The organism is Rhizobium sp. BT04 (genome assembly GCF_030053135.1).
Taxonomy (GTDB): Bacteria; Pseudomonadota; Alphaproteobacteria; order Rhizobiales; family Rhizobiaceae; genus Rhizobium; species Rhizobium binxianense.
Genome location: NZ_CP125652.1, coordinates 1,647,450 through 1,669,600 on the forward strand (window position 1 = coordinate 1,647,450; position 22,151 = coordinate 1,669,600).

General features: G+C 61.3%; 24 protein-coding genes. 14 read left to right on the top strand and 10 right to left on the bottom strand.

Translation table 11 applies throughout. The annotated features are described in order from the left end of the window. Nucleotide 1: 1 nt before the first annotated feature. Together QMO82_RS16715 and QMO82_RS16720 are read right to left on the bottom strand one after the other, a co-directional pair. On the bottom strand, nt 2-502 hold the full coding sequence (locus QMO82_RS16715; RefSeq protein ID WP_003541709.1) for a YbjN domain-containing protein: 501 nt from the start codon (nt 500-502) through the stop codon (nt 2-4). A 441-nt stretch (nt 503-943) separates the two neighbouring features. Continuing rightward, nucleotides 944-1,204, bottom strand: coding sequence for an accessory factor UbiK family protein (locus QMO82_RS16720; protein ID WP_183608049.1), 261 nt, complete (start codon nt 1,202-1,204; stop codon nt 944-946). A 202-nt stretch (nt 1,205-1,406) separates the two neighbouring features. On the opposite strand from QMO82_RS16720, the gene lgt reads away from it, so the two are divergent. The 6 genes from lgt to QMO82_RS16750 all read left to right on the top strand — a co-directional run bounded on the left by lgt (nt 1,407) and on the right by QMO82_RS16750 (nt 7,397). After that, nucleotides 1,407-2,255 (top strand): prolipoprotein diacylglyceryl transferase, encoded by an 849-nt coding sequence (gene lgt / locus QMO82_RS16725; RefSeq protein WP_183608048.1) that lies wholly within the window; start codon nt 1,407-1,409, stop codon nt 2,253-2,255. A gap of 16 nt (nt 2,256-2,271) precedes the next feature. Beyond that, a complete protein-coding gene (locus tag QMO82_RS16730; protein ID WP_183608047.1) occupies nt 2,272-3,372 on the top strand; it encodes a class I SAM-dependent methyltransferase in 1,101 nt (366 codons plus the stop codon). 111 nt (nt 3,373-3,483) lie between these two features. Beyond that, nucleotides 3,484-4,278, top strand: a complete 795-nt coding sequence (gene pgeF, locus QMO82_RS16735) for a peptidoglycan editing factor PgeF (RefSeq protein WP_183608046.1) — start codon at nt 3,484-3,486, stop codon at nt 4,276-4,278. A gap of 5 nt (nt 4,279-4,283) precedes the next feature. After that, the gene (locus tag QMO82_RS16740) at nt 4,284-5,435 is read left to right on the top strand and encodes a Xaa-Pro peptidase family protein (protein ID WP_183608045.1); all 1,152 of its coding nucleotides are present in this window, start codon (nt 4,284-4,286) and stop codon (nt 5,433-5,435) included. A 105-nt stretch (nt 5,436-5,540) separates the two neighbouring features. Then, nucleotides 5,541-6,359, top strand: a complete 819-nt coding sequence (locus tag QMO82_RS16745; protein ID WP_183608044.1) for a hypothetical protein — start codon at nt 5,541-5,543, stop codon at nt 6,357-6,359. Between the two features lie 105 nt (nt 6,360-6,464). Continuing rightward, the gene (locus QMO82_RS16750; RefSeq protein ID WP_126911616.1) at nt 6,465-7,397 is read left to right on the top strand and encodes a ribose-phosphate pyrophosphokinase; all 933 of its coding nucleotides are present in this window, start codon (nt 6,465-6,467) and stop codon (nt 7,395-7,397) included. Between the two features lie 212 nt (nt 7,398-7,609). Here QMO82_RS16750 and QMO82_RS16755 read toward each other — a convergent pair whose 3' ends face one another. Further along, nucleotides 7,610-9,199, bottom strand: coding sequence for a hypothetical protein (locus QMO82_RS16755; protein WP_183608043.1), 1,590 nt, complete (start codon nt 9,197-9,199; stop codon nt 7,610-7,612). A 350-nt stretch (nt 9,200-9,549) separates the two neighbouring features. Here QMO82_RS16755 and QMO82_RS16760 point away from each other — a divergent pair, with 350 nt between their 5' ends. From QMO82_RS16760 to QMO82_RS16780, 5 genes are all read left to right on the top strand, one after another. Further along, nucleotides 9,550-10,158: a 50S ribosomal protein L25/general stress protein Ctc gene (locus QMO82_RS16760; protein ID WP_183608042.1), complete on the top strand. Its 609-nt coding sequence runs from the start codon at nt 9,550-9,552 to the stop codon at nt 10,156-10,158. 185 nt (nt 10,159-10,343) lie between these two features. Further along, nucleotides 10,344-12,695 carry an EAL domain-containing protein gene (locus tag QMO82_RS16765; protein ID WP_183608041.1) on the top strand — a complete coding sequence of 784 codons (2,352 nt, stop codon included), beginning with the start codon at nt 10,344-10,346 and terminating at the stop codon, nt 12,693-12,695. Between the two features lie 25 nt (nt 12,696-12,720). Beyond that, on the top strand, nt 12,721-13,434 hold the full coding sequence (locus QMO82_RS16770; RefSeq protein ID WP_183608352.1) for an ABC transporter substrate-binding protein: 714 nt from the start codon (nt 12,721-12,723) through the stop codon (nt 13,432-13,434). A 92-nt stretch (nt 13,435-13,526) separates the two neighbouring features. Next, nucleotides 13,527-14,249, top strand: coding sequence for an aminoacyl-tRNA hydrolase (gene pth, locus QMO82_RS16775; RefSeq protein WP_183608040.1), 723 nt, complete (start codon nt 13,527-13,529; stop codon nt 14,247-14,249). Further along, the gene (locus QMO82_RS16780; RefSeq protein ID WP_183608039.1) at nt 14,246-14,719 is read left to right on the top strand and encodes a GNAT family N-acetyltransferase; all 474 of its coding nucleotides are present in this window, start codon (nt 14,246-14,248) and stop codon (nt 14,717-14,719) included. Before pth ends, QMO82_RS16780 begins: the two co-directional genes overlap by 4 nt. Nucleotides 14,720-14,746: 27 nt before the next feature. Here the strand turns inward: QMO82_RS16780 and clpS are convergent, their stop codons facing one another. The 3 genes from clpS to QMO82_RS16795 form a co-directional block, all read right to left on the bottom strand. Further along, nucleotides 14,747-15,058, bottom strand: a complete 312-nt coding sequence (gene clpS, locus QMO82_RS16785; RefSeq protein ID WP_183608038.1) for an ATP-dependent Clp protease adapter ClpS — start codon at nt 15,056-15,058, stop codon at nt 14,747-14,749. A 90-nt stretch (nt 15,059-15,148) separates the two neighbouring features. After that, nucleotides 15,149-15,550, bottom strand: coding sequence for a type II toxin-antitoxin system VapC family toxin (locus QMO82_RS16790; protein ID WP_183608037.1), 402 nt, complete (start codon nt 15,548-15,550; stop codon nt 15,149-15,151). Further along, nucleotides 15,547-15,804 (bottom strand): AbrB/MazE/SpoVT family DNA-binding domain-containing protein, encoded by a 258-nt coding sequence (locus QMO82_RS16795; protein WP_183608036.1) that lies wholly within the window; start codon nt 15,802-15,804, stop codon nt 15,547-15,549. Before QMO82_RS16795 ends, QMO82_RS16790 begins: the two co-directional genes overlap by 4 nt. Before the next feature lie 139 nt (nt 15,805-15,943). Between QMO82_RS16795 and ychF the strand changes: the two genes are divergently transcribed. After that, nucleotides 15,944-17,047 (top strand): redox-regulated ATPase YchF, encoded by a 1,104-nt coding sequence (gene ychF / locus QMO82_RS16800; protein ID WP_183608035.1) that lies wholly within the window; start codon nt 15,944-15,946, stop codon nt 17,045-17,047. Nucleotides 17,048-17,167: 120 nt separating this feature from the next. Here ychF and QMO82_RS16805 read toward each other — a convergent pair whose 3' ends face one another. Next, nucleotides 17,168-18,241, bottom strand: coding sequence for a hypothetical protein (locus QMO82_RS16805; RefSeq protein WP_183608034.1), 1,074 nt, complete (start codon nt 18,239-18,241; stop codon nt 17,168-17,170). An 81-nt stretch (nt 18,242-18,322) separates the two neighbouring features. Between QMO82_RS16805 and QMO82_RS16810 the strand changes: the two genes are divergently transcribed. Continuing rightward, complete coding sequence (locus tag QMO82_RS16810) at nt 18,323-18,811, top strand: MaoC family dehydratase (protein ID WP_183608033.1); 489 nt, start codon at nt 18,323-18,325, stop codon at nt 18,809-18,811. Continuing rightward, nucleotides 18,808-19,275 (top strand): MaoC family dehydratase, encoded by a 468-nt coding sequence (locus QMO82_RS16815; protein WP_183608032.1) that lies wholly within the window; start codon nt 18,808-18,810, stop codon nt 19,273-19,275. Before QMO82_RS16810 ends, QMO82_RS16815 begins: the two co-directional genes overlap by 4 nt. An 18-nt stretch (nt 19,276-19,293) precedes the next feature. Here QMO82_RS16815 and QMO82_RS16820 read toward each other — a convergent pair whose 3' ends face one another. The 3 genes from QMO82_RS16820 to QMO82_RS16830 all read right to left on the bottom strand — a co-directional run bounded on the left by QMO82_RS16820 (nt 19,294) and on the right by QMO82_RS16830 (nt 22,140). Continuing rightward, nucleotides 19,294-19,836, bottom strand: a complete 543-nt coding sequence (locus QMO82_RS16820) for an adenine phosphoribosyltransferase (protein ID WP_183608031.1) — start codon at nt 19,834-19,836, stop codon at nt 19,294-19,296. A gap of 113 nt (nt 19,837-19,949) precedes the next feature. Continuing rightward, nucleotides 19,950-20,834 (bottom strand): cytochrome c1, encoded by an 885-nt coding sequence (locus QMO82_RS16825; RefSeq protein ID WP_183608030.1) that lies wholly within the window; start codon nt 20,832-20,834, stop codon nt 19,950-19,952. Between the two features lie 25 nt (nt 20,835-20,859). Next, the gene (locus QMO82_RS16830; RefSeq protein ID WP_183608029.1) at nt 20,860-22,140 is read right to left on the bottom strand and encodes a cytochrome b N-terminal domain-containing protein; all 1,281 of its coding nucleotides are present in this window, start codon (nt 22,138-22,140) and stop codon (nt 20,860-20,862) included. Nucleotides 22,141-22,151: the final 11 nt, after the last annotated feature.

The following is a 22,151-nucleotide window of genomic DNA, read 5'->3' on the forward strand; positions in this document are numbered from 1 at the left end:
CTTATGCCTCGCCAACCGTTTCGAACAGCACGGCTTCCATCGCCTTCGTTGCCTCCATGCCGGACCAGACGACGAACTGGAATGCCTGGAAATAGGCCTCGCAGGTGTCGAGCGCGCTGGACAGCAGCACCTCAACCTGGCGGTTGGTCGGCTCCGCACCGCCGGCAAGCAGCAGTGACTGGCGAAAAATCACGACATCTTCCTGGCGCCAGAGGTCGAAATGCCCCATCAGCACCTGCCCGTTGATCGCCGAGAGCAGCTTGACCACCTCGTTGACCCTGATGTCGGGAACTTTGATATCGAAGGCGCAACCAAGGTGCAGCGCCTCGAACTCCTCCATCCAGGAGAAGGAGACATGGTAGTCCGTCCAGCGACCCTCGACCGTCATCGCGATCTCGTCCTCGCCGGACCGTTCGAACGACCAGTCGTTGTTGGAGGCAACGTACTCGATCATATCGACCGGGTTCGACTGACGCTCGACTTCCAATTCCATCAGGTTCATGCAGCACCTTCTTGACCGGAACGAATGCGGCTAACTTGGTGTACGAACACAAGAAAAGACACACGCAAATACCGGAACCACCACTCGGATGATCGTTGAACCGCTGCCAGACTTAACGCAGATAACCTGCCCGGAGCTTACCAAGTCGCTTCGAATCATCATTTAAAATCAGTGTATAGCGCCCCTTGCCCCCTGCCAGCCCCCAGAAGGGAAAATAGGACCGGCCACTGTGGAAAGGCTCTTCGAAATTCAATTCAGAAGGGAGAATAAGCGACTCTGCGAATTGGCTTTTTTGGCAGTGTCCACAGGTGGAAAACTCACCTGAATTTTTTATGAAAGATGCGGCATGTGGCAACAAGGCCATGCCGCATCCTGCGTCGTATCGGGACTTTCAGACATGTCCCGCAGATGTGGGCAGCGGTTTTACGATCGCGACGTGTTTTAATGGCCTTCGCCGGTAAGTTTTGCCTCGAGTGCCGCGATGCGGGCAGCAAGCGCCTCGTTTTCGTCGCGCGCCTTGATCGCCATCTCGCGCACGGCTTCGAACTCCTCGCGCTTGACGACATCCATGCTGTTCAGCCAGCGCTCGGCCTGAGCGTTGAAGGCGGTTTCGATCTCCTTGCGGACGCCCTGGGCGGCGCCGGCCGCATCGGTCATCAGCTTGGCGAATTCGTCCATGATGCGGTTCGTTCCGGTCGTCATGGCGTTTTTCTCCCTTGGCATGAGGTGAATTCAGCCCTTCGGGGCCTCGAAGATTGAGGTAGGGCTTCGCCACCCGCGATGCAAGCGCTTTGCATCGGATAAGCTTGCCGGAACCGGCCGCGAAGGAGCCATCACGAACAATGGACTTGACCGTCCGGGATCGCAGCGGCATGTTCCGCCGACCTCAACGGATGGGAAAACCTTGCCGATAGCCGCCGATCTCCTTGCCATCATGCCTTTCCCGGATATCGATCCGATTGCCGTTTCGATCGGTCCGCTGGCGATTCACTGGTACGGTCTCGCTTATGTCGCCGGCATCCTGCTCGGCTGGGCCTATGCGCGCCGCCTCGCCGCCAACGACAGTCTCTGGCCCGGCAATCGCGCGCCGATATCAAGGACGCAGCTCGATGATTTCATCGTCTGGGCAGCCCTCGGCGTCGTGCTTGGCGGTCGTCTCGGCTATATTTTCTTCTATGATCTTCCGGCCGTCCTGCGCAGCCCCATCCGTGCGCTCGAGATCTGGAACGGCGGCATGTCCTTCCATGGCGGCCTGACCGGCACGACGATCGCCATGATCCTCTTTGCCCGCCGCAACGCCATCCCGACCTGGAGCCTGTTCGACATCGTCGCGACAGTCGTTCCCTTCGGTCTGTTCTTCGGCCGCATCGCCAACTTCATCAATGGCGAACTCTGGGGCCGGTTGACCGACGTGCCCTGGGCCGTGGTCTTCCCGACCGGCGGTCCCTTCGCCCGCCACCCGAGCCAGCTCTACGAGGCCGGCCTCGAAGGCATTGTTCTGCTCCTGGTGCTGGCCGCCCTCGTCTACGGCATGCGCGCGCTGAAAAGCCCGGGCTTCATCACAGGCGTTTTCGTCTGCGGTTATGCGCTGTCGCGCATCTTCGTCGAGTTCTTCCGCGAGCCCGACGCCCAACTCGGTTACCTCCTCGGCACCAACTGGCTGACCATGGGCATGGTCCTCTCCTCCCCGATGATCCTGCTCGGCCTCTGGGCGATGCTGCGGGCTCGCCGCCAGGCTGCGCTGCAGCTCTAATACAGCAGGACGCGACATGACCACCGCTCTCGGCGAAAAGATCAAGGCGATCATCCAGGCCAACGGCCCGATCAGCGTCACCGATTATTTCTCGCTGTGCCTGGCCGATCCCGAACATGGCTATTACCGCACCCGCGAGCCCTTCGGCCGTTCCGGCGATTTCGTCACGGCACCCGAGGTCAGTCAGATTTTCGGCGAGATGATCGGCGTCTTCATCGTCCATGCCTGGCAACGCCATGGGACGCCGGCGGACGTGCGCCTCGTCGAGATCGGCCCCGGCCGCGGCACCATGATGGCGGATATGCTGCGCGTCATCTCCCGCATCGCCCCGCCGCTCCTGGATGCGATGACCGTGCATCTCGTCGAAACCAGCGAACGCCTGCGCGACGTTCAGAGCCAGACGCTCGAGGATTACGGCGACAAGATCGCCTGGCACAACGGTTTCGACGAAGTACCGTCGGGCTTCACGCTGATCGCCGCCAACGAGCTGTTCGACGCCATCCCGATCCGCCAGTTCGTCCGCACGCAGACGGGCTTCCGCGAGCGCATGGTCGGGCTCGATGCCGATGGCGAACTGACTTTCGCCGCCGGCGTCGCCGGTCTCGATCCAGCACTTCTCCCGGAATCGGTGCAGAACCTGCCGCTCGGCACGCTCTTCGAGATCTCCCCTGCCCGCCAGGCGGTGATGATGGCGATCTGCGAGCGGCTGCGCGCCTTCGGCGGAACGGCGCTCGCGATCGACTACGGCCATCTCGTCACCGGCTTCGGCGATACGCTGCAGGCCGTGCGCATGCATGAATTCGACCCCCCGCTCGCCCATCCCGGTGAAGCCGATCTGACGAGCCATGTCGACTTCCAGCAGCTCGCCGAAACGGCGCTTGCAGCCGGCGTCCATCTGAACGGCGCCCTGCATCAGGGTGATTTTCTGACCGGTCTCGGCATCCTCGAGCGCGCCGCCGCCCTCGGCAAAGATCGCGAACTGCAAACCCAGCAAGTCATCCAGGCCGCAGTCGAACGGCTCGCCGGCGCCGGTGAAGGCCGGATGGGTGAACTCTTCAAGGTGATGGCGGTCTCTCATCCCGCCATCGACCTCATGCCCTTTCGTCCGGTGGATTGACAGGGCGCACGCGGCTGGTTCAACATCCCAGCGAAACAAGAACTTGAAGCGCGCCGCCGGTGCGATGCGCTTGGGACAATAACAAACCCCTTAAAAACCCCGGAATCACAGATGCAGGACGCGGCCTCTCCCGCACCGATCGAAAGCGCGCTGCTGAACGAAGCGGCGGGCAGCACCATCCGCCACGGTTATTTCACCCGAGCCGGCGGCGTTTCCGAAGGGATCTATCGTGGCCTCAATGTCGGCCTCGGCTCCAGCGACGAACGCGACAAGGTTATGGAAAACCGCCGCCGCGTCGCCGCCTGGTTCAGCCTGCCGATCGAGCGGCTGGCGACCGTGCATCAGGTCCATTCCCCGGATGTCGCGACGATCGGCGCCGATTACGACGGCGCCCGCCCCGAGGCGGATGCGATGGTGACCGCCACGCCTGGCATTGCGCTTGGCGTGCTCGCCGCCGATTGCGGCCCGATCCTTTTTGCCGATCCCGACAATCGCGTCATCGGCGCTGCCCATGCCGGCTGGAAGGGCGCGCTGACCGGCGTGCTCGAAAACACCATCGCTGCCATGGAAACGCTGGGGGCCGAACGCGCTTGCATTGTCGCCTGCCTCGGCCCCTCGATCAGCCAGGCAAGCTATGAGGTCGGCCCGGAATTCGTCGACCGCTTCATCGCCGAGGATCCGGATTACGAGCGCTTCTTCGTACCGTTAGCAACATCAGGGCACGCCATGTTCGATCTGCCGGCACTGACCATCGACAGGCTGGCCCGGGCCGGCGTGCGGGCCGAAAGCCTTGGCCTTTGCACCTATCCGGATAGCGAGCGCTTCTTTTCCTACCGCAGGACGACGCATCGTAAAGAACCGGACTACGGCCGCCAGATTTCAGCGATATCAATCAGGGAGACTTGAGCAGAATGGCACTCCACTTCGAAAAGGCCGAGTTCGCAAGCCGGCTTGCGCGCCTCACCGAAAAGATGAAGGAAGAAAAACTCGACGCCCTGCTGCTCTTCGCTCAGGAAAGTATGTACTGGCTGACCGGCTACGACACCTTCGGCTACTGCTTCTTCCAGACGCTGGTCGTCAAGAGCGACGGCACCATGGCGCTGATCACCCGCTCGGCCGATCTTCGCCAAGCCAAACATACCTCGATCCTCGAGGACATCCACGTCTGGGTCGACCGGGTCAACGCCGATCCAACGCTCGACCTGAAGAACCTGCTGGTCGAGATGGATCTGCTCGGCGCCCGCATCGGTGTCGAATATGATACGCACGGCATGACCGGCCGCGTCGCCCGCCTGCTCGACGCGCAGCTGACCACCTTCGGCCAGATCGTCGACGCTTCCTATCTCGTCAGCCGCCTTCGCCTGATCAAAAGCCCGACCGAAGTCGCCTATGTCGAGCGCGCCGCCGTTCTCGCCGACGATGCACTCGATGCCGCGATCCGGCTGACCAAACCCGGCGCCGACGAGGCCGATATCCTCGCCGCCATGCAGGGCGCGATCTTTTCCGGCGGCGGCGACTATCCCGCCAACGAATTCATCATCGGCTCTGCCGCCGATGCCCTGCTCTGCCGCTACAAGGCCGGCCGCCGCAAGCTCGACGCCAACGACCAGCTGACGCTCGAATGGGCCGGTGCCTATGCCCATTACCATGCCGCCATGATGCGCACGATCGTCATCGGCGAACCGACGCACCGCCACCGCGAGCTCTACAACGCCTGCCGCGAGACGATCGAGGCGATCGAGACCGTGCTGAAGCCCGGCCATACATTCGGCGATGTCTTCGACATGCATGCCAGGATCATCGATGAGCGCGGCCTTGCCCGCCATCGGCTGAATGCCTGCGGCTATTCGCTCGGCGCCCGCTTCTCGCCCTCCTGGATGGAGCATCAGATGTTCCATGTCGGCAATCCGCAGCCGATCGAGCCGAACATGTCGCTCTTCGTGCACATGATCATCGCCGATTCCGATACGGGCACGGCGATGACGCTCGGCCAGACCTATCTGACGACAGCGGATGCGCCACGTGCGCTCTCCCGCCATCCGCTCGATTTCATCGGGCTTTAAAGATCGAGCTTGCTCCGGTTGATAATCCGGAATTGACAGAGGACCTTCCCCACCCGCATAAATTCGGGTGGGGCTGATGCGATTGTGGGAAGGACGGATCAAGGGATGACGCGAGCTGCGATTGTGCCCACGCTCCTGGTCGTCATGGCTCTGCTAACCGCTTGCAACACCACCGATGCGCTGACGCCGCAGGTCGATATCGGCGATTCTTCCGGGCGCCCGTCGTCGAGCCCGGTGACCCAGAGCGAGGCCGAGCGTTTGGCGGGCGCCCGTCAGCCGGGGTTTGCCGGAAGCCCGCAGCCCGGCGGCTACCATCCAGCCTATGATCAGTCGCAGCGGGCCTATCGGCCCGGCCCCGGCGCGCCGCCGACGACGATGCAGGAACAGGCTGACGCCCTGTCGAGGAACAGCTCCTCGCCGGCCGCCTCCGCCCCGATCGAGGGACAAGCGCTGCCGCCGCCGGCTTCAGACGGTGGGCTGGACGCACAGTCGGCGCAGCCGGCCGAAGCGCAACAGCCGCAGCAGACCGCCGCCGTCAGCCCCAACGCCTCTTCCCGCGGCAATACCGTGCGCTTCCTGCCGATCATCGGCGCTCCGGTGCAGGCGGTGACGCCGCTCTCGCGCCAACTCGGCGCCGAGGCGCGGGCCCACGGCCTCTCCATCAAGAGTTCGACCGATGCGAGCAGCGATTACATTCTCAAAGGCTATCTGTCCGCCTTCAGCGACGACGGCAAGGTCACCGTAGTCTATGTCTGGGACGTTCTCGACAGTGGCGGCGGCCGTCTGCACCGCATCCAGGGGCAGGAAAGCGTGCCGACGGCCGCGGCCGATCCCTGGGCGGGCGTCCCGGCCTCGGTGATGCAGCAGATCGGCTCGAAAACCATCGCGGAATTCTCCTCCTGGCGGCAGACGCAGGGCGGTTAGTCACAAACTTTTTGCAAATATCAAAGCCTGTGACGCCTTTCCCCTTGCATTCATGGGGAAGCTGGCTAAAAAGCGCGGCTATCAGCGCATAACAGGCGGACCAAAATGAAGGTTTTCGCAGGCAATTCGAACCGGCAACTCGCCGAAGCGATCTGCACCTATCTCAATGTTCCCTTGGGGAAAGCCAGTGTCCGAAGGTTTGCCGATCAGGAAATCTTCGTGGAAATCCAGGAGAATGTGCGCGGCGAGGACGTTTTCCTCGTACAGCCCACCGCCTTTCCTGCCAACGACCACCTGATGGAATTGCTGATCATGATCGACGCGATGCGTCGTTCCTCGGCACGCCGCATCACGGCGGTTCTTCCCTATTTCGGCTATGCCCGTCAGGACCGTCGTGCTTCAGGCCGCACACCGATCTCCGCCAAGCTGGTTGCAAACCTGATTACCGAAGCCGGCGCCGACCGCGTCATGACGCTCGATCTCCACGCAGGTCAGATCCAGGGCTTTTTCGATATACCCACAGACAATCTCTTCGCCCTGCCCGTCCTGACGCGCGACATCAAGAGCCATTATGACCTCAGCAACGTCATGGTCGTCTCGCCGGATGTCGGCGGCGTGGTTCGCGCCCGCGCGCTTGCCAAGCGGCTGGACTGTCTTCTGGCCATCGTCGACAAGCGTCGCGATCGGCCGGGTGAATCCGAAGTGATGAACATCATCGGCGACATCGCCGGCAAGGACTGCCTGCTGATCGACGACATCGTCGATTCCGGCGGCACGCTCTGCAACGCTGCCGACGCGATGTTGGCCCAGGGCGCATCCAGCGTCACCGCCTATATCACCCACGGCGTCCTCTCCGGCGGCGCTGTCACCCGCGTCACCTCCTCGAAGCTTCGCGAACTCGTGATCACGGATTCGATCCAGCCGACCACGGCCGTGCTCTCGGCACACAATATCCGCATCGTGACGACGGCGCCGCTGATCGGCGAAGCCATCAGCCGAACGGCCCAGGAAGAGTCCGTCTCCAGCCTCTTCGACTAAACAGAGCCGGCATCCGCGACCGGCTCTTTCAATTTCTGCATCAGATGGACCAGCCATTACCGGGCTCACCGAGCCGCATGAATTGCGGGCCGTTGATTGCAGTGGAGCCCCCCCCGGTACCGATCGTTGGTCGCGGCGAAGTTTGTGGCGCAAGATATAAAAAGGCCGGCACAAAGGCCGGCCCCCTCATTTCTGATCCCGATTGACAAGGCTCAAGGCTGCTGCGGCGGCGCAGGTACCGCGTCCTGACCCTGATCCGGTTCCTGCTCCGGGTCTGGCGCCAGCCCCTGATCTTGATCCTGCTGGTCCGGCTCCAGCCCCGTATCCTGATCCTGACCCTCATCCGGACCATCCGGCCCCTTGATCTGCTGGCCGTTGATCGCCACGGAACCATCGCGGCTGACGCTGATGTCCCAGCGCGAGCGGCCGTCCGCATCGATCTTGGCAAAGCCCTTCACCATCATGATGCCGAAGGAGACCTGGTTGAGGTCGGGATCCGTCTTGGCAAGCTCCTGGACCGCGGCGATCGTCTTGTCGAGATCGCGGGCCAGGACCGTCGCCTCCATCGAATAGTCCTTCTCGGTGTCGACCCGTCCCTCGATCTTTCCCGTCATGTCGACGTCGTAGACATCGGACTTGGCGCTGATCTTCGGAAACTCGACGGCAAGGCGGCCGTCGCGGAAGAACTTTTTCGCCATCTCGTCGCCGCTCTGCTCCGGCTGCTTGGCGTTGAAATCCATCGCCATCAGCGCGTCGCCGAAGGTGGCAAAATCCAGATTCGGCATGGCGAGCTGCAGCTCGAAGCTGGTCGGCAGGAAAGGCGAATAGTTTGCCGGCATCAACGGGCTGTCGAAGCTGATGTCCTGTGCATTCATGCCGAAGCCGAAACGCATGGCGTTGCTCGGCCCATCCACAGCCAGGTTGTAACCGAACGCCTTAACGCCGGCATTGCCCATCTGGCTGCTGACGGCCAGATTGTTGACCCCGATCGTCTCGCTGAACGAGGCAAGAATCGGAAAGGCTTCCTTGAGCATTCCCTTGATCTTGTCGCTGTTCTCGGGGCTCAACTCCTTCTCGTCGAGATGGTCGAGAACGAAAAGGGCGATCTCGCGGATCTGTTTGGCCGGCAGGCCGTTCACCTTGGCCTCGACATCGATCGAGTCGGCGCGGATTTCAACGGGCGGCATCTGCAGGCCGGAAACCTGCTCGACGAAATTCGACATCGAACCGCTGCCGGCGAAATCGATACGTCCATTGCCATCGGCGCTGTCCGTCGAACTCAGCTTCTGGTCCATCCCGGCGATGCTGGCATGGACTTCCTCGGTCTCGGATTTGCTGGAGAGCTTGATGTCCTTGGCCGTGGCGGTGCCGGAGCGCAGATAGCTTATCGCCGGGTCGAAGACGCCGCTGTAGACAAGCGAAGCGATGGAATAGGAGAAATCCGTCGGTTTCTGCTCTGGGCCTTTGAAATGGCCGGAGACATCAAGCTTGTTGTCACCCTCGATATTCCAGAGCCCGCTGTCGAGCGGCGTGGCGAACATCGAGAACGGCGTCAGTCCGTTGATCGCGAATGTCGCCGGATCGGCCTTGGCAAGCAGCTTCGCCAGATCGTAGATGATCTCGTAGCGCGCGCCTGCCGGATTGACGGTGACGAGGCCGCTCTTCGCCAGATCCTGGGGAAGGAGCTTCGTCAGGGTGTCCTTGACGGCATTGGCGCCGTCCTGGTTGATCTCGACGCTCTGGGCCGTGGTGGCAAGGCAAAGTGCCAGCAAGCTCGTTGCCGTGACAAGTTTGAGACGCATAGTCCGATTTTCTCCTCAGCCGCTTTTTTAAATGCGGCCATCCAAAGAGGTGAAGCGCGCCGATGTCAACCTCGACCGGAGCGGGAAAGCTGAATTTTGCTACCTGCGGGACCGGGAATACGATCGCCGCGATGTCGGGTGGGGTTTCGGCTTGCCGAAGCGCGCATTTCACCGGAAAGCAGCCTGAATCCGCAACTTGCGTTTCCGAGCGACTTATAATATAGGCCACCGGTCCGCGTAGACACCCTTGGAGGCAACGCGGATGAGGTTGGGGAAACCCGCCTCCGGTTCGTCGGAACAAGGCTTTTGCCCGCCGCTGAACTCTCCAAATAACCTCGAAAGGAATAGCCATGAGCCAGGAAACTTACGAGCTCAAGGCCGAGGCGCGCGAACGGGTTGGTAAGGGGTCCGCCCGTGAACTTCGCCGCAACGGTTTGATTCCCGCTGTCATCTATGGTGACAAGCAGGCCCCCATTGCCATCGCTCTCAACACCAATGAGGTGACGAAGCGCATTCATGCCGGTGGTTTCATGACCACCGTGGCGACGATCGAAGTCGACGGCAAGAAGTTCAAGGTTCTGCCGAAGGACTATCAGCTCGATCCGGTCCGTGACTTCACGATGCACGTCGATTTTCTGCGCGTCTCCGGCAACACCCAGGTGACCGTCGAAATCCCCGTTCACTTCATCAACGAAGAGAAGTCCCCTGGCATCAAGGTCGGCGGCGTTCTGAACATTGTTCGCCACGAAGTCGAAGTCCATTGCCCGGCCGATGCGATCCCTGAATTCTTCAACGTTGACCTCAACGGCAAGAAGATCGGCGACAGCATCCATATTTCGGAAGTCACCCTGCCGAAGGGCGTCACGACGGTCATCGACCGCGACTTCACGATCGCGACCATCATTGCCCCGGCTGGCGGCATTGACGAGGCCGCTGCGGAAGGCGGAGCCGAAGCCTGATCGCTTCGAGCAATTTGTAAAGCATAGGGCCCGCTTCCCCCTGGGAAGCGGGCTTTTCATTGCCCGGAAAGAGCTCCGTTTCAGCAAATTTAACATATTCGTGAAAGCATGCCCCGTCAGCTGCGATGAAGCCTGCCCGAACGCGCGACAGCAAATATGGCCGGCCTGGGGGAGTAGACGGAACCATGAACAATTCCGTTGAGAACAGATTTTTTGCGATTGTTTGCGGAGCGCTGCTTGTTTTTGTCGCTCCTCTCTTTGTTCTCTTCCTTTTTCTTTCCTCGGAACGGGCCGACAAGGAAATACGCGATCATATTTCCGTTCTTCTTGTCGCCAATGCCCAGGCGCTGGCAAAACCGCTCTGGGACCTCGATGAGGACAGCGTCACCCAGATCAGCGCGACGGTCGTTTCCCAGGGCGCCATCGTCAAGGTCGAAGTGCGCGACCAGTCGGGCCAGCTCGACGTCAGCCAGTCCACTATTCCGCGCTCCTTCGACGGCAAGCTCGTGCAGGTGTCGCGCGCCATCATCTACAACACCGTCGACGGCCCGAAGAACCTCGGCAGCATCAGCGTCTATTATCCCGCGCTCGGCCTGTTTTCCGGCCTGAAGCAGGAAGAGGTCGTCTTCATCTCGATCTTCATCTTCGCCGTGCTGACCGTTTTCGGCACGGCGCTGATCGGCAACCGTTTCTTCGTCATCCAGCCGCTCCTGCGGCTGACGGCAGCAATCGAGGCCACCCGCCAGCTGGGCTCCCGTCATCATGTCGACTGGCAGTCGAACGACGAGATGGGACGGCTTGCCCGCAGCTTCAACGAGATGCAGACAAAGCTTGAAAGCGAGGAAAAGGAGCTGAAGCTCGCCCACCGCCGCGCCACCGACATCTATAATCTGACGCCCGCCATGCTCTTCTCGCTCGACGAGGAGGATCGCATCACCGCCGTCAGCGATTACTGGCTGCTTGCCACAGGTTATAACCGCGCCGCCGTCATCGGCCGCAACTTCGCCGATCTCGTCACATCGACCACCCGCGACAAGTTCGTCCGGCGCCGCCAGGCCGAGAGCGGCATGACCGTCACCGTCAAGTTCGTCTGCCTGGACGGCCGCACCATGGACGTCCTCATCATGGAATCGGAGGCGGAAGCCGGCGCTCACGACCGCCTGTCGCTATCGGTCATGACCGATGTGACCGAACTCAAGGCGTCCGAGGACCGCAACCACCGCCAGGCGATCACCGATCACCTGACCGGGCTTCTCAATCGCCAGGGCTTCGAAGCCGTCCTCGACAACAAGATCGCCGCCGCCGACGCAGCCGGCCAGGAGCTTGCCTGCCTCTTCGTCGATCTCGATCGCTTCAAGTGGATCAACGACAATATGGGCCATGCCGCCGGCGACATGGCGCTGGTCGAGCTCGTCGAACGCCTGAAGACCTTTCTTGCCCCTTCCGATGAGGCGGCCCGTCTCGGCGGCGACGAATTTGCCATCCTGCTGCCGGCCAAGGACGCCGAAAAACGCGCCAAGATGATGTGCGAGCAGATCGCCTCGATCTTCGAAACGCCGTTCGCCCCCGACATGCATTTGAGTGCTTCCGTCGGCATCGCCATCTATCCGCACCACGCCGCAACCGCGGCCGAACTGCTGCAGAAGTCCGACCTGGCAATGTATGCCAAGAAACGCGACGGCAAGAATGGCGCGCAGCTCTTCGACAACGCCATGCTCGACCGCGCCCGCAGCCGCGCCGAGATCGAAGCCAATATCGAAGCCGGCCTCGTCGACGACTGGTTCGAGGCCTTCCTGCAGCCGATCGTCAATCTGAACGGTCGCGGCATTGCCGGTTTCGAAGCGCTGATGCGCCTCAACCATCCGCAGAAGGGCTTGATGCCGCCGGCCGAGATCATCAGCGTCGCCGAAGAGACGGCAAAGATCGTCCGCGTCGGCAACGTCATTATGGAAAAGGCGATCGCCAATCTCGCGAAGATTTCCCGGATATCGGGCATGCAGGACACCTATCTCGCCATCAATTTCTCGCCGCTGCAGTTCGAGCCGGCGCTGCCGGCCCGCCTTGCCGCCATCGTCGGTCGCCATGGCATCCGCCCCGAGCGCATCGTCGTCGAGATCACCGAGGCCGTGCTGATGCACGACAACCCGCAAATTCGCATGATCGTCACCGAGCTTCGCCGTTTCGGCTGCCGCATCGCGCTGGACGATTTCGGCACCGGCTATTCGTCGCTGAGCTACCTCAACCGCTTCCCTGTCGATATCATCAAGATAGACCAGTCCTTCACCCGCGCGATCAACGACGGCGACGACGACGTGCGCCAGAAGAGCCGCATGCTGATCGAAGGCATTACCACGCTCTCGCACAAGATGAATTGCACCGTCATCGCCGAGGGCATCGAGACCGAAGAGGAATGCCGCACGCTTCACCAGATGGGGCTTGACTACGGCCAGGGCTACCTCTTCCATCGTCCGCAGCATGCAAGCACGCTCATCGAGCAATTGGTGGGCTCACAATCGGCCGTGGCGCGCGCCTCGTGAATGAAGAACGAAGGAGATTGATATGATGAAAAAGCTCCTGCTTCTCGCATGCCTGGCACTGCCCGGTGTTGCCCATGCGCAGACGGTGACTTTCACCACCGAGGATTATGCCCCCTTCAACTATCGCGAAGGCAAGGAGATCAAGGGCGCGACCGTCGAGCAGGTCGAAAAGGTGATGGCCGCGATCGGTATCGACTACACGCTCGAGGTCATGCCCTGGGCGCGCGCCTATGGCCTTGCCCGCACGACGCCGATGACCTGCGTCTTTGCCACCGCCCACAATAGCGCGCGCGACCCGCTGTTCAAATGGATCGAGCCGCTGCTCATCGACCGCAACATCCTGATTACCCGTAAGGGCTCGGGGGTCACCGCCGCCAATCTGGACGAGGCGAAGAAATATACGATCGGCACCCAGCGCGAGGATTACACCGAGACGATCCTCAAGGAGAAGGGCTTCACCAAGCTCGACGTCGCTAGCGATTTCAACGCCACGCTGCGCAAGCTGCTGAACGGGCGCATCGACATGATGCCGATCTCCGAACTCTATTTCGATAAGCTGAAAGCCGACCAGCCGGTGGAATTGGTGACCGTGCTGTCCGCCCAGCCGATGGGCATCGCCTGTGAGAAGAGCTTTCCGGACGATCTGCGCGCCAGGATGCAGGCTGCCCTCGACAAGCTGATCGCCGATGGCGACCAGAAGCAGATCTTCATGAAATACGGCATGAACCTTGTGGACTGACGCCGCCCGGCAGGCCGTTGCCCTTTCCGCTTGACTTTGCTTTCGTTTCGCGGTGGTGAACGGCGGGAAGTTTTAGCGAGGGAAGACAGGCCATGCTGATTATCGCGGGTCTCGGCAATCCCGGCGGCAAATACGCCGGCAACCGCCACAATATCGGCTTCATGGCCGTCGACGCCATCCATCGGCGCCACAGCTTCTCGCCCTGGTCGAAGAAGTTCAGGGCGGAGATCGCCGAGGGCGAACTCGGCGGCGCGAAAGTGCTGCTGGTCAAGCCGCAGACCTTCATGAACCTCTCCGGCGAAGCCGTCGGCGAGGCGATGCGTTTCTACAAGCTCCAGCCCGCCGATCTTGTCGCGATCTACGACGAACTCGACCTTCCCCAAGGCAAAGCGCGACTGAAGACCGGCGGCGGCCATGGCGGCCACAACGGCATCAAGTCGCTGGACGCCCATTGCGGCAAGGAATACCGCCGGCTGCGCCTCGGCATCGGCCATCCCGGCGTCAAGGAAATGGTGCAGAACCATGTGCTCGGCGATTTCGCCAAGGCCGACAAAGTCTGGCTGGAGCCGCTGCTCGATACGCTCGCCGACAATGCCGACATGCTGGTGCGAAACGAGGATTCGCAGCTGATGAATAAGATCGCGCTGGCGCTCGGCGGCAAGATCGAGGAAGAGAAACCGCGGAAGGAAAGCGAGAAGAAGCCGGCCGGCCAGTCGCATATCCGCCAAGCCCGCAACAGCAATCAGCCGAAACTTCCCGTCACCGGGCCGATGGCCGAGATGCTGAAGAAGATGTTCGGCAACAAAGGGGAATGAAGGTCGTAACGGATCACGATCAGGACCGGGATTTCGCCATCCGCCCGGCCGCATCAGGCGATCTCCCGGGGCTGACCGTCCTCTACCGGCATTTGAACCCGACGGATCCGCTTCTCGACGAAGCCATGGCTGAAGAGCGCTTCTCTGCCATCCTCGCCCAGCCCGGCATGACAGTATTCATCGGTTTTGCCGGCGACCTCGCCGCTGCCACCGCCACCCTGATCGTCGTGCCGAACTTGACGCGGAACGGCGCCTCCTATGCGCTGATTGAGAACGTGGTCACCCACGCCGACCACCGCCAGCGCGGTTATGCCGGCGCCGTCATCGGCCATGCGGTAACTGAGTCCTGGAAGAGCGGCTGCTACAAGGTGATGTTGCTCACCGGCTCGAAGAACCCGGCGACGCTGCGCTTCTACGAGAATTGCGGCTTCATCAGCGACAAGACCGGCTATCAGATCCGCCGGCCCTGAGCCACGCCCGAGCGTGTCTGCTCAACATCATTCCTCGGGTTCGGTGGTGAACATCAGCGGAAAGCCCATGCCCTTGGCAAGGTCGACGCCCTCCTTGGCCTTGGTCTCGGCGATGTCCCTGACGCAGACCACGACCACGCAGGAACCGAGCTTGTGCGCGGTCATCATCACCCGGTAGCCGGTCTCCTCGCTCATGCGGAAGACCGCCTTCAGGATCACGATGACGATTTCGCGCGGCGTATAGTCGTCATTGACGAGAATGACCTTGTAGAGCTTCGGCTTGTCCAGCTTAGGCTTCACCTTGATCTTCGGTTTCAGGGCGACGTCATTGTCACTCATCGGAAAATCCACCCCGTTGATGACATGAAAAAGCGGAAAAACATCCGCCGGTAATATATTGCACCGTCAGCACAGCAGTTCAATCACGGATCAGTCGGCGGAGAGCAGGAGGCAATTCTGGCCGGCTTTTCGAAGGATGGCAGCCGCTTTCCTGTCGAACGTCGCAAAGCTTTCTCCGCCGAGCCTTTCGCCTTCGAACGCAATGACGCCATCCGCGAAATCGCCGCCAGCCTCCAAGAACAAAAGACCGCTTGCAACAGCGGCACGATCGAGTGTGACCGTCTCCGCATCTGCAAGATATGTTATCGCCTGCTTCACTTCAGCTGCATCGAATTTATAGAGCCGTCGAAGAACCCAGACTAATTCGCAAAGAGTCTGGTTCGGCACGACGATCCTGTAGGACCGAAGGAACTCTTCGGCCTTCGGACTCTCGACAGGATGGTCCCGCGTGAACATCCGCACGAGAATGTTCGTATCGACGACGACCTTCAAACCTTGTCCTCGCCAGCCCATCCAGCCTCAATCGCCTCATTTATTTCATCGATGGAATAGGCTCTGTCGGCCTTGTGCGAAAACATGCCGAACAGGCGCTCGATAGGCACCATCGGCTTGATCGCATGGATATTACCACTGCCTCTCGGCAGGAGATCGATCTCGATCTCGTCACCGGGCGCTACCCCAAGATGGTCGAGAACCTCTTTCTTGAGGGTCACCTGACCTTTCGCCGTAACCTTGAGCCTGACCATCACAACACTCCCCGCTCCATTGAAAGTAAGGCAGTTTTGCCTTACTTTCAATGGAGCTTTAATTTCATCGACCCTTGACCGGGGAAAGGTGTTCCCCCATAGGCAGGGACAAAGTTTTCACAGATACGGACATCAAGCCATGGGCTTCAAATGCGGCATCGTCGGCCTGCCGAACGTCGGCAAATCGACCCTCTTCAACGCGCTCACCAAGACGGCCGCCGCACAGGCGGCGAACTATCCCTTCTGCACCATCGAGCCGAACACCGGCGAAGTCGCCGTGCCCGATCCGCGCATGCGCAAACTTGCCGACATCGCCAAGTCCAAGGAATTGATCCCGACGCGCATTTCCTTCGTCGATATCGCCGGCCTGGTGCGCGGCGCCTCGAAGGGTGAAGGCCTCGGCAACCAGTTCCTCGCCAACATCCGCGAAGTCGATGCCATCGTGCATGTGCTACGCTGCTTCGAAGACAGCGACATCACCCATGTCGAGGGCCGCATCAATCCCGTGGCCGACGCCGAGACGATCGAGACCGAGCTGATGCTCGCCGACCTCGAAAGCCTGGAGCGGCGCACCGAGCAGACGCGCAAGCGCGCCACCAGCAAGGACAAGGATTCGATGGCGATGCTGCCGATCATGGAAGCCTCGCTGAAGCTGCTCAACGAAGGCAAGCCGGTACGCACGCTGCTGTCGACGCTCGATGCCGAGGAAATCGCCATCCTCAAGGGCCTCAACCTCTTGACCTCGCATCCGGTGCTATACGTCTGCAACGTCGCTGAGGCCGAGGCTTCGACCGGCAACGAATTCACCGAGGCCGTCGCCGTCATGGCCAGGGAACAGGGTGCCGAAACCGTCGTCATCTCGGCGGCGATCGAGGCCGAGGTCGCCCAGCTTCCGGAGGATGAGGCCAAGGAATTCCTCTCCGCCCTCGATCTCGATGAGGCCGGTCTCGACCGGCTGATCCGCGCCGGCTACAAGCTGCTCCACCTCATCACCTACTTCACCGTCGGTCCGAAGGAAACGCGCGCTTGGACGATCGAGCGCGGCACCAAGGCACCGCAGGCCGCCGGCGTCATCCATTCCGATTTCGAGCGCGGCTTCATCCGCGCCAACACCATCGCCTATGACGACTACATCAAATACAACGGCGAAATCGGCGCCAAGGATGCCGGCAAGGCGCGCGACGAAGGCAAGGAATATGTTGTCCAGGATGGCGACGTCATCCACTTCCGCTTCAATACCTGAGCTAGAGCAATTCCAGGAAAAGTGCGAAGCGGTTTTCCGTCCGGAATTACGCAAAAACAAAAGGATAGAGCGGTTCTGCGCTTCCGCTAAAAGCTGAACCGCTCTAGATACGCTGCCGCCTCAACCCGGCGGCAGCTTGTTTGCGATTGCCGACGGCAGTGCGCGCAGCACCTGCCGTCGAAGCGGCATCCAGCCGGTGCCGATGATCAATACGATCGCGCCGACGACGATCAGCGTCGTGTAGATATAGGTATCGACCGTCGCGCTTCCCTGCCGGAAGACGCTGAAGATCGCAACGCCGAGCGACAGCAGCCCCGAAGTGACGAAGGCACGGCGGTCGATGACGAGGCCGATCAGCATCAGGGCCGCCACGGTCGCGACGACCACGGGCGTCCGAGCCGACATGTTCGCCAGGTCGAAGATACGACCGCTTGCCCCTACAGACAGTAAGGAAACGGTGCTGTAGAGCAGCGCCGGCGCAGCGCCGAGATGCAGCCAGAAAGCGATATCCGAGCGTGTCGTCCGGCGCAGCCGGTCGCCGAGATCAAAATAGAGCGCGGTCGCGAAGAGGCCGAGCGCGCAGACGAGGGAGATCCCGGCCAGCAGGGCAAGATGGTCGACGAAAAATGCGGGATCGCCGCTGAGCCATTGCACCAAGCGCAAAAGCAGGGTGAGTACGAAGGCAAGCGTCGACATGATGGCGAGCGCCAGCGCCAAGGGCACGCGATAGCGGGCATAGTAGACGCCGAGAAGGATCGGGAAGCCGGCGACGAACTGCGTCAGATCAGCCCCGATTTGGGACGTCCACGGCGTGAAAACGCGGGACATCAGCAAAAATATCCAGCAGAACAAGGCGATCGTCAGGCTGACGGCCGGCAAGGCAAGCCGCTGGCGGCGCACCAGGATTTCCGACAGCACGATGATGGCAGGCGGCACGGCGTAAAGCGGCGCAAGGCCCCAGAGGCCGACGAGCGCGACGATAACGCCGATGGTGATGAGCACGTCGTGAAAGCCTCGCACGAAACGGGGCGTCTCCGTATCCGACCAGGCCGGCCCCTCGGCTGCGATTGCCGGTTGCGCTTCGGCGACAGCCACGCCGCGCTCGATGAGAAACGGCAGAAGCCGCCCGCCCGCCTCCGGCGAAATCAGCCCCTGGCGCGCCGCCTCGTCGAGGATCGATCTCAGTTCCGTCATGCCGGTTTATCTCCCCGGAATCATTGAGCCCGCACGGATGCTATTGTAAGCATTGTGCGCTGCATATGGCGGGAGAAGCGAATGTCGGCAGAAAAGCTTTCCTTCGAGGATTTTGAGCCCGGTCGCCGCTTCGCCCTCGGCCCGAAGCTGGTGCTCGCCGAAGAAATCATCGAGTTTGCACGGGAATTCGACCCGCAGCCGATGCATGTCGACGAAGCCGCCGGCCGCGCCAGCATTCTCGGCGGGCTCGCCGCTTCCGGCTGGCACACCTCCTCGATGCTGATGCGCATGATGGCCGACAGCTATATCCTGAACGCGTTCTGCGAGGGTGCGCCGGGCGTCGATCTGATGGAATGGCGAAAGCCGGTGCTGGCAGGCGATACTTTGCAGGGCCACTCGACCGTGCTCGAAGCCCGGCCGATGCGCTCGCGTCCCGGCATGGGCATCGCCAAGTTCCGCCACGAGTTGAAAAACCAGCGCGGTGAACTCGTTTGTCTCTCGGAGAATTCGGTCATGATCCGCATGCGCCCCGCGCCGGGCATCAGCGTGAACCCGGAGGCATCGGCATGAGAATGTCCGAACTTTACGCCGTCGGCGAGAAGGCCGAGATCGGCAGCTACACCTTCACCGAGGAAAACATCATCCGCTTCGCGAGACGTTACGATCCGCAGCGTTTTCACGTCGACAAGGAAGCAGCCAAGGATACCCTCTTCGGCAGCCTTTGCGCCTCGGGCTGGCATACCACTGCCGCCTGGATGCGGACCTTCCTCGCCTTCTGGAAAAGCCAGGGCGTGGCACTTGCGCAAAAGGGTCTGACGGCACCGAACCTCGGCCCCTCGCCGGGCTTCCAGAAACTGCAATGGCTGCGGCCGGTTTTCCCGGGCGACGTCGTGACCTATTCCGTCGCCTTCCTCTCCAGCCGGCCGCTCGCGTCGCGGCCGGGCTGGCACCTCAACACCATCCTTTGCGAGGGCGTCAACCAGAACGGCGATGCCGTCATGCGCTTCGAAAGCGGTGTGCTGGAATTCGACTGACCTCGTCGGAATACGGGCTCAATGTCCGGCGAATTCGACCAGCGTGTGCACGACGACGCCGAGCTCTTCCAGCTTTTTGCGACCGCCAAGGTCCGGCAAATCGATAACGAAGCAGGCGCCGACCACCTCCGCGCCGATCTGGCGCAGCAGCTTGGTCGCACCGACGGCAGTGCCGCCGGTGGCGATCAGGTCGTCGACCAGGATCACCTTCTCGCCGGGCTGGACAGCGTCGCGATGCATCTCCATCTCGTCGACGCCATATTCCAGGCTATAGGCGATGCGCACGGTATCATGCGGCAGTTTGCCCTTCTTGCGGATCGGCACGAAGCCAGAGGAAAGCTGATGGGCCACAGCGCCGCCGAGAATGAAGCCGCGCGCCTCCATGCCGGCAATCTTGTCGATTTTCGTGCCCGCATAGGGCTGCACCAATTCGTCGACCGCCCGGCGGAAAGCGCGGGGGTTGCCGAGCAGCGTGGTGATGTCACGGAAGATGATGCCGGGCTTGGGGTAGTCGGGAATGGAGCGGATGCTGGCTGCGAGCTCCGAAATCGTATTGTCCATGGAAAATCCGTATCTGCGAGGCATGAAACTGGCCGCACCCTATCAACTGCCAGGAGCGGAACCAACAAAAAAGGCGGCCCGAGGCCGCCTTTTGAATGTCAATCTGGAACCACTCAGTGTTCTTTGTTGGCGTAGACCGAGCGCTTCGTCAGATAGATCAGCACCGTGAAGATCGCCAGGAAGATCATGACCATGAAGCCGGTGCGCTTGCGCTCCTCGAGATGCGGCTCGGCGGCCCACATCAGGAAAGCGGAGACATCTCGCGAATACTGATCGACGGTCGCCGGCGCGCCGTCGTCATAGGTCACCTGGCCGTCGGAAAGCGGCTTCGGCATGGCGAGGACGGCGGCGGCATGGAAATACGGGTTGTAATGCTGCCCCTGCTGTATCTCGAAGCCGGCCGGCGGCTCTTCATAGCCAGTCAGCAGCGCGTGGATGTAATCCGGGCCGTTTTCCTGATACTGCGTGAAGATGTCGAAAACGAATTGCGGGAAGCCGCGCTCGACTTCGCGGGCCTTGGCGATCAGCGAAAAGTCAGGCGGAGCCGCACCGTTGTTGGAAGCGGCGGCTGCCTCCGCATTGGCGAAAGGCGCCGGGAAGTGGTCGGAAGGAACCGCCTTGCGGGTAAACATCTCGCCGGCGGCGTTCGGGCCGTCCTGGACCTCGTAGTTGGCGGCGAAAGCCTTCACCTGCGCCTCGGAATAACCCAGCTCGTCGAGCATGCGGAAAGGCACGAGGTTCATCGAATGGCAGGCGGAACAGACTTCGGTATAGACCTTGAGGCCGCGCTGAAGCTGAGCCTTGTCGTAATGGCCGAACGGACCGGCAAAAGTCCACTCTTCCTCCTTCGGCTCCTTCAGCGGATAGTGCGGCGTCGCACCTTCCGCGTGGTGGGCGGATGCTGCTCCGTTCGCGGGCGCCGCTTCCTCAGCGAAGGCGGCGCTGCCGAGAAGAGCCGCGACGGCGAGCGGCAGAATGCTTGCAACAAGCGTTTTCATATTTCTATTCCCTTCCGTCGCGCGCTTACGCATTGGCCGCTGCACTGGCGGCAGCTGTCTTGTTGCGCTTTTCGAGCACCGCTTCGGTGATCGAGTTCGGGATACGGCGCGGTGTTTCCACCAGGCCGAGAACCGGCATCGCAACCAGGAAGAAAGCGAAGTAGAGAAGCGTGCAGATCTGCGAAATCGTCGTGAACAGGCCTTCCGCCGGTTGAGAACCGAGCCAGCCAAGGATGATCGCATTGATCACGAACAGCCAGTAGAACAGCTTGTACCAGGGACGGTAGACGGCCGAACGGACCTTCGAGGTGTCGAGCCAGGGCAGGAAAAACAGCACGATGATCGCGCCGAACATCACCAGCACGCCGCCGAGCTTGGAGTCGATCGGGCCGATGTTGAAGGTGATCGAGCGCAGCATCGCGTAGAAGGGCAGGAAGTACCATTCCGGAACGATGTGGGCCGGCGTCTTCAACGGGTCGGCCGGGATGTAGTTGTCGGCATGGCCGAGGAAGTTCGGCAGGTAGAAGACGAAATAGGCATAGACCAGCAGGAAGATGGAAACGCCGAGCGCATCCTTCATCGTCGCATAGGGCGTGAAGCGCACCGTATCGGTCTTTGTCTTGACCTCGACGCCCGTCGGGTTGGTCTGGCCGGTGACGTGCAGCGCCCAGATGTGCAGGACGACGACGCCGGCGATCATGAAGGGCAGCAGGTAGTGCAGCGAGAAGAAGCGGTTCAGCGTAGGCTGGTCGACGGCAAAGCCGCCGAGCAGGAACTGCTGGATCCATTCGCCGACCAGCGGGAAGGCCGAGAAGAAGCCGGTGATGACGGTGGCACCCCAGAAGGACATCTGTCCCCAGGGCAGAACGTAACCCATGAAGCCGGTCGCCATCATCAGCAGGTAAATGACGACGCCGAGGATCCAAAGGATTTCGCGCGGCGCCTTGTACGAGCCGTAATAGAGGCCGCGGGCGATGTGCAGGTAGACCGCGACGAAGAAGAAGGAGGCACCGTTGGCATGCATGTAGCGCAGCAGCCAGCCGTGGTTGACGTCGCGCATGATCTTTTCAACGGAGTTGAAGGCGATCGTCGTGTCGGCGGCATAATGCATGGCGAGCGTCACGCCCGTCAGGATCTGCACTATTAGCATGACGGCAAGCATGGCGCCGAAGGTGTAGGCATAGTTCAGGTTCCGCGGAACCGGATAAGCAATAAAGCTGTCATAGACCATGCGCGGCAAAGGCAGGCGCGCATCGACCCATTTCTCAAGGCCGGTTGACGGCTCGTAGCTGGAATGGCCACTCATTAATCAGTCTC

Bases quoted from the DNA above. Each gene is read 5' to 3' on its own strand.
- QMO82_RS16715 (WP_003541709.1), bottom strand. From the start codon at position 502: ATGAACCTGATGGAATTGGAAGTCGAGCGTCAGTCGAACCCGGTCGAT.
- QMO82_RS16720 (WP_183608049.1), bottom strand. From the start codon at position 1,204: ATGACGACCGGAACGAACCGCATCATGGACGAATTCGCCAAGCTGATG.
- pgeF (WP_183608046.1), top strand. From the start codon at position 3,484: ATGCAGGACGCGGCCTCTCCCGCACCGATCGAAAGCGCGCTGCTGAAC.
- clpS (WP_183608038.1), bottom strand. From the start codon at position 15,058: ATGAGTGACAATGACGTCGCCCTGAAACCGAAGATCAAGGTGAAGCCT.
- QMO82_RS16765 (WP_183608041.1), top strand. From the start codon at position 10,344: ATGAACAATTCCGTTGAGAACAGATTTTTTGCGATTGTTTGCGGAGCG.
- QMO82_RS16730 (WP_183608047.1), top strand. From the start codon at position 2,272: ATGACCACCGCTCTCGGCGAAAAGATCAAGGCGATCATCCAGGCCAAC.
- QMO82_RS16780 (WP_183608039.1), top strand. From the start codon at position 14,246: ATGAAGGTCGTAACGGATCACGATCAGGACCGGGATTTCGCCATCCGC.
- pth (WP_183608040.1), top strand. From the start codon at position 13,527: ATGCTGATTATCGCGGGTCTCGGCAATCCCGGCGGCAAATACGCCGGC.
- QMO82_RS16805 (WP_183608034.1), bottom strand. From the start codon at position 18,241: ATGACGGAACTGAGATCGATCCTCGACGAGGCGGCGCGCCAGGGGCTG.
- ychF (WP_183608035.1), top strand. From the start codon at position 15,944: ATGGGCTTCAAATGCGGCATCGTCGGCCTGCCGAACGTCGGCAAATCG.
- QMO82_RS16740 (WP_183608045.1), top strand. From the start codon at position 4,284: ATGGCACTCCACTTCGAAAAGGCCGAGTTCGCAAGCCGGCTTGCGCGC.
- QMO82_RS16750 (WP_126911616.1), top strand. From the start codon at position 6,465: ATGAAGGTTTTCGCAGGCAATTCGAACCGGCAACTCGCCGAAGCGATC.
- QMO82_RS16795 (WP_183608036.1), bottom strand. From the start codon at position 15,804: ATGGTCAGGCTCAAGGTTACGGCGAAAGGTCAGGTGACCCTCAAGAAA.
- QMO82_RS16815 (WP_183608032.1), top strand. From the start codon at position 18,808: ATGAGAATGTCCGAACTTTACGCCGTCGGCGAGAAGGCCGAGATCGGC.
- QMO82_RS16825 (WP_183608030.1), bottom strand. From the start codon at position 20,834: ATGAAAACGCTTGTTGCAAGCATTCTGCCGCTCGCCGTCGCGGCTCTT.
- QMO82_RS16755 (WP_183608043.1), bottom strand. From the start codon at position 9,199: ATGCGTCTCAAACTTGTCACGGCAACGAGCTTGCTGGCACTTTGCCTT.
- QMO82_RS16745 (WP_183608044.1), top strand. From the start codon at position 5,541: ATGACGCGAGCTGCGATTGTGCCCACGCTCCTGGTCGTCATGGCTCTG.
- QMO82_RS16820 (WP_183608031.1), bottom strand. From the start codon at position 19,836: ATGGACAATACGATTTCGGAGCTCGCAGCCAGCATCCGCTCCATTCCC.
- QMO82_RS16810 (WP_183608033.1), top strand. From the start codon at position 18,323: ATGTCGGCAGAAAAGCTTTCCTTCGAGGATTTTGAGCCCGGTCGCCGC.
- QMO82_RS16830 (WP_183608029.1), bottom strand. From the start codon at position 22,140: ATGAGTGGCCATTCCAGCTACGAGCCGTCAACCGGCCTTGAGAAATGG.
- QMO82_RS16760 (WP_183608042.1), top strand. From the start codon at position 9,550: ATGAGCCAGGAAACTTACGAGCTCAAGGCCGAGGCGCGCGAACGGGTT.
- QMO82_RS16770 (WP_183608352.1), top strand. From the start codon at position 12,721: ATGAAAAAGCTCCTGCTTCTCGCATGCCTGGCACTGCCCGGTGTTGCC.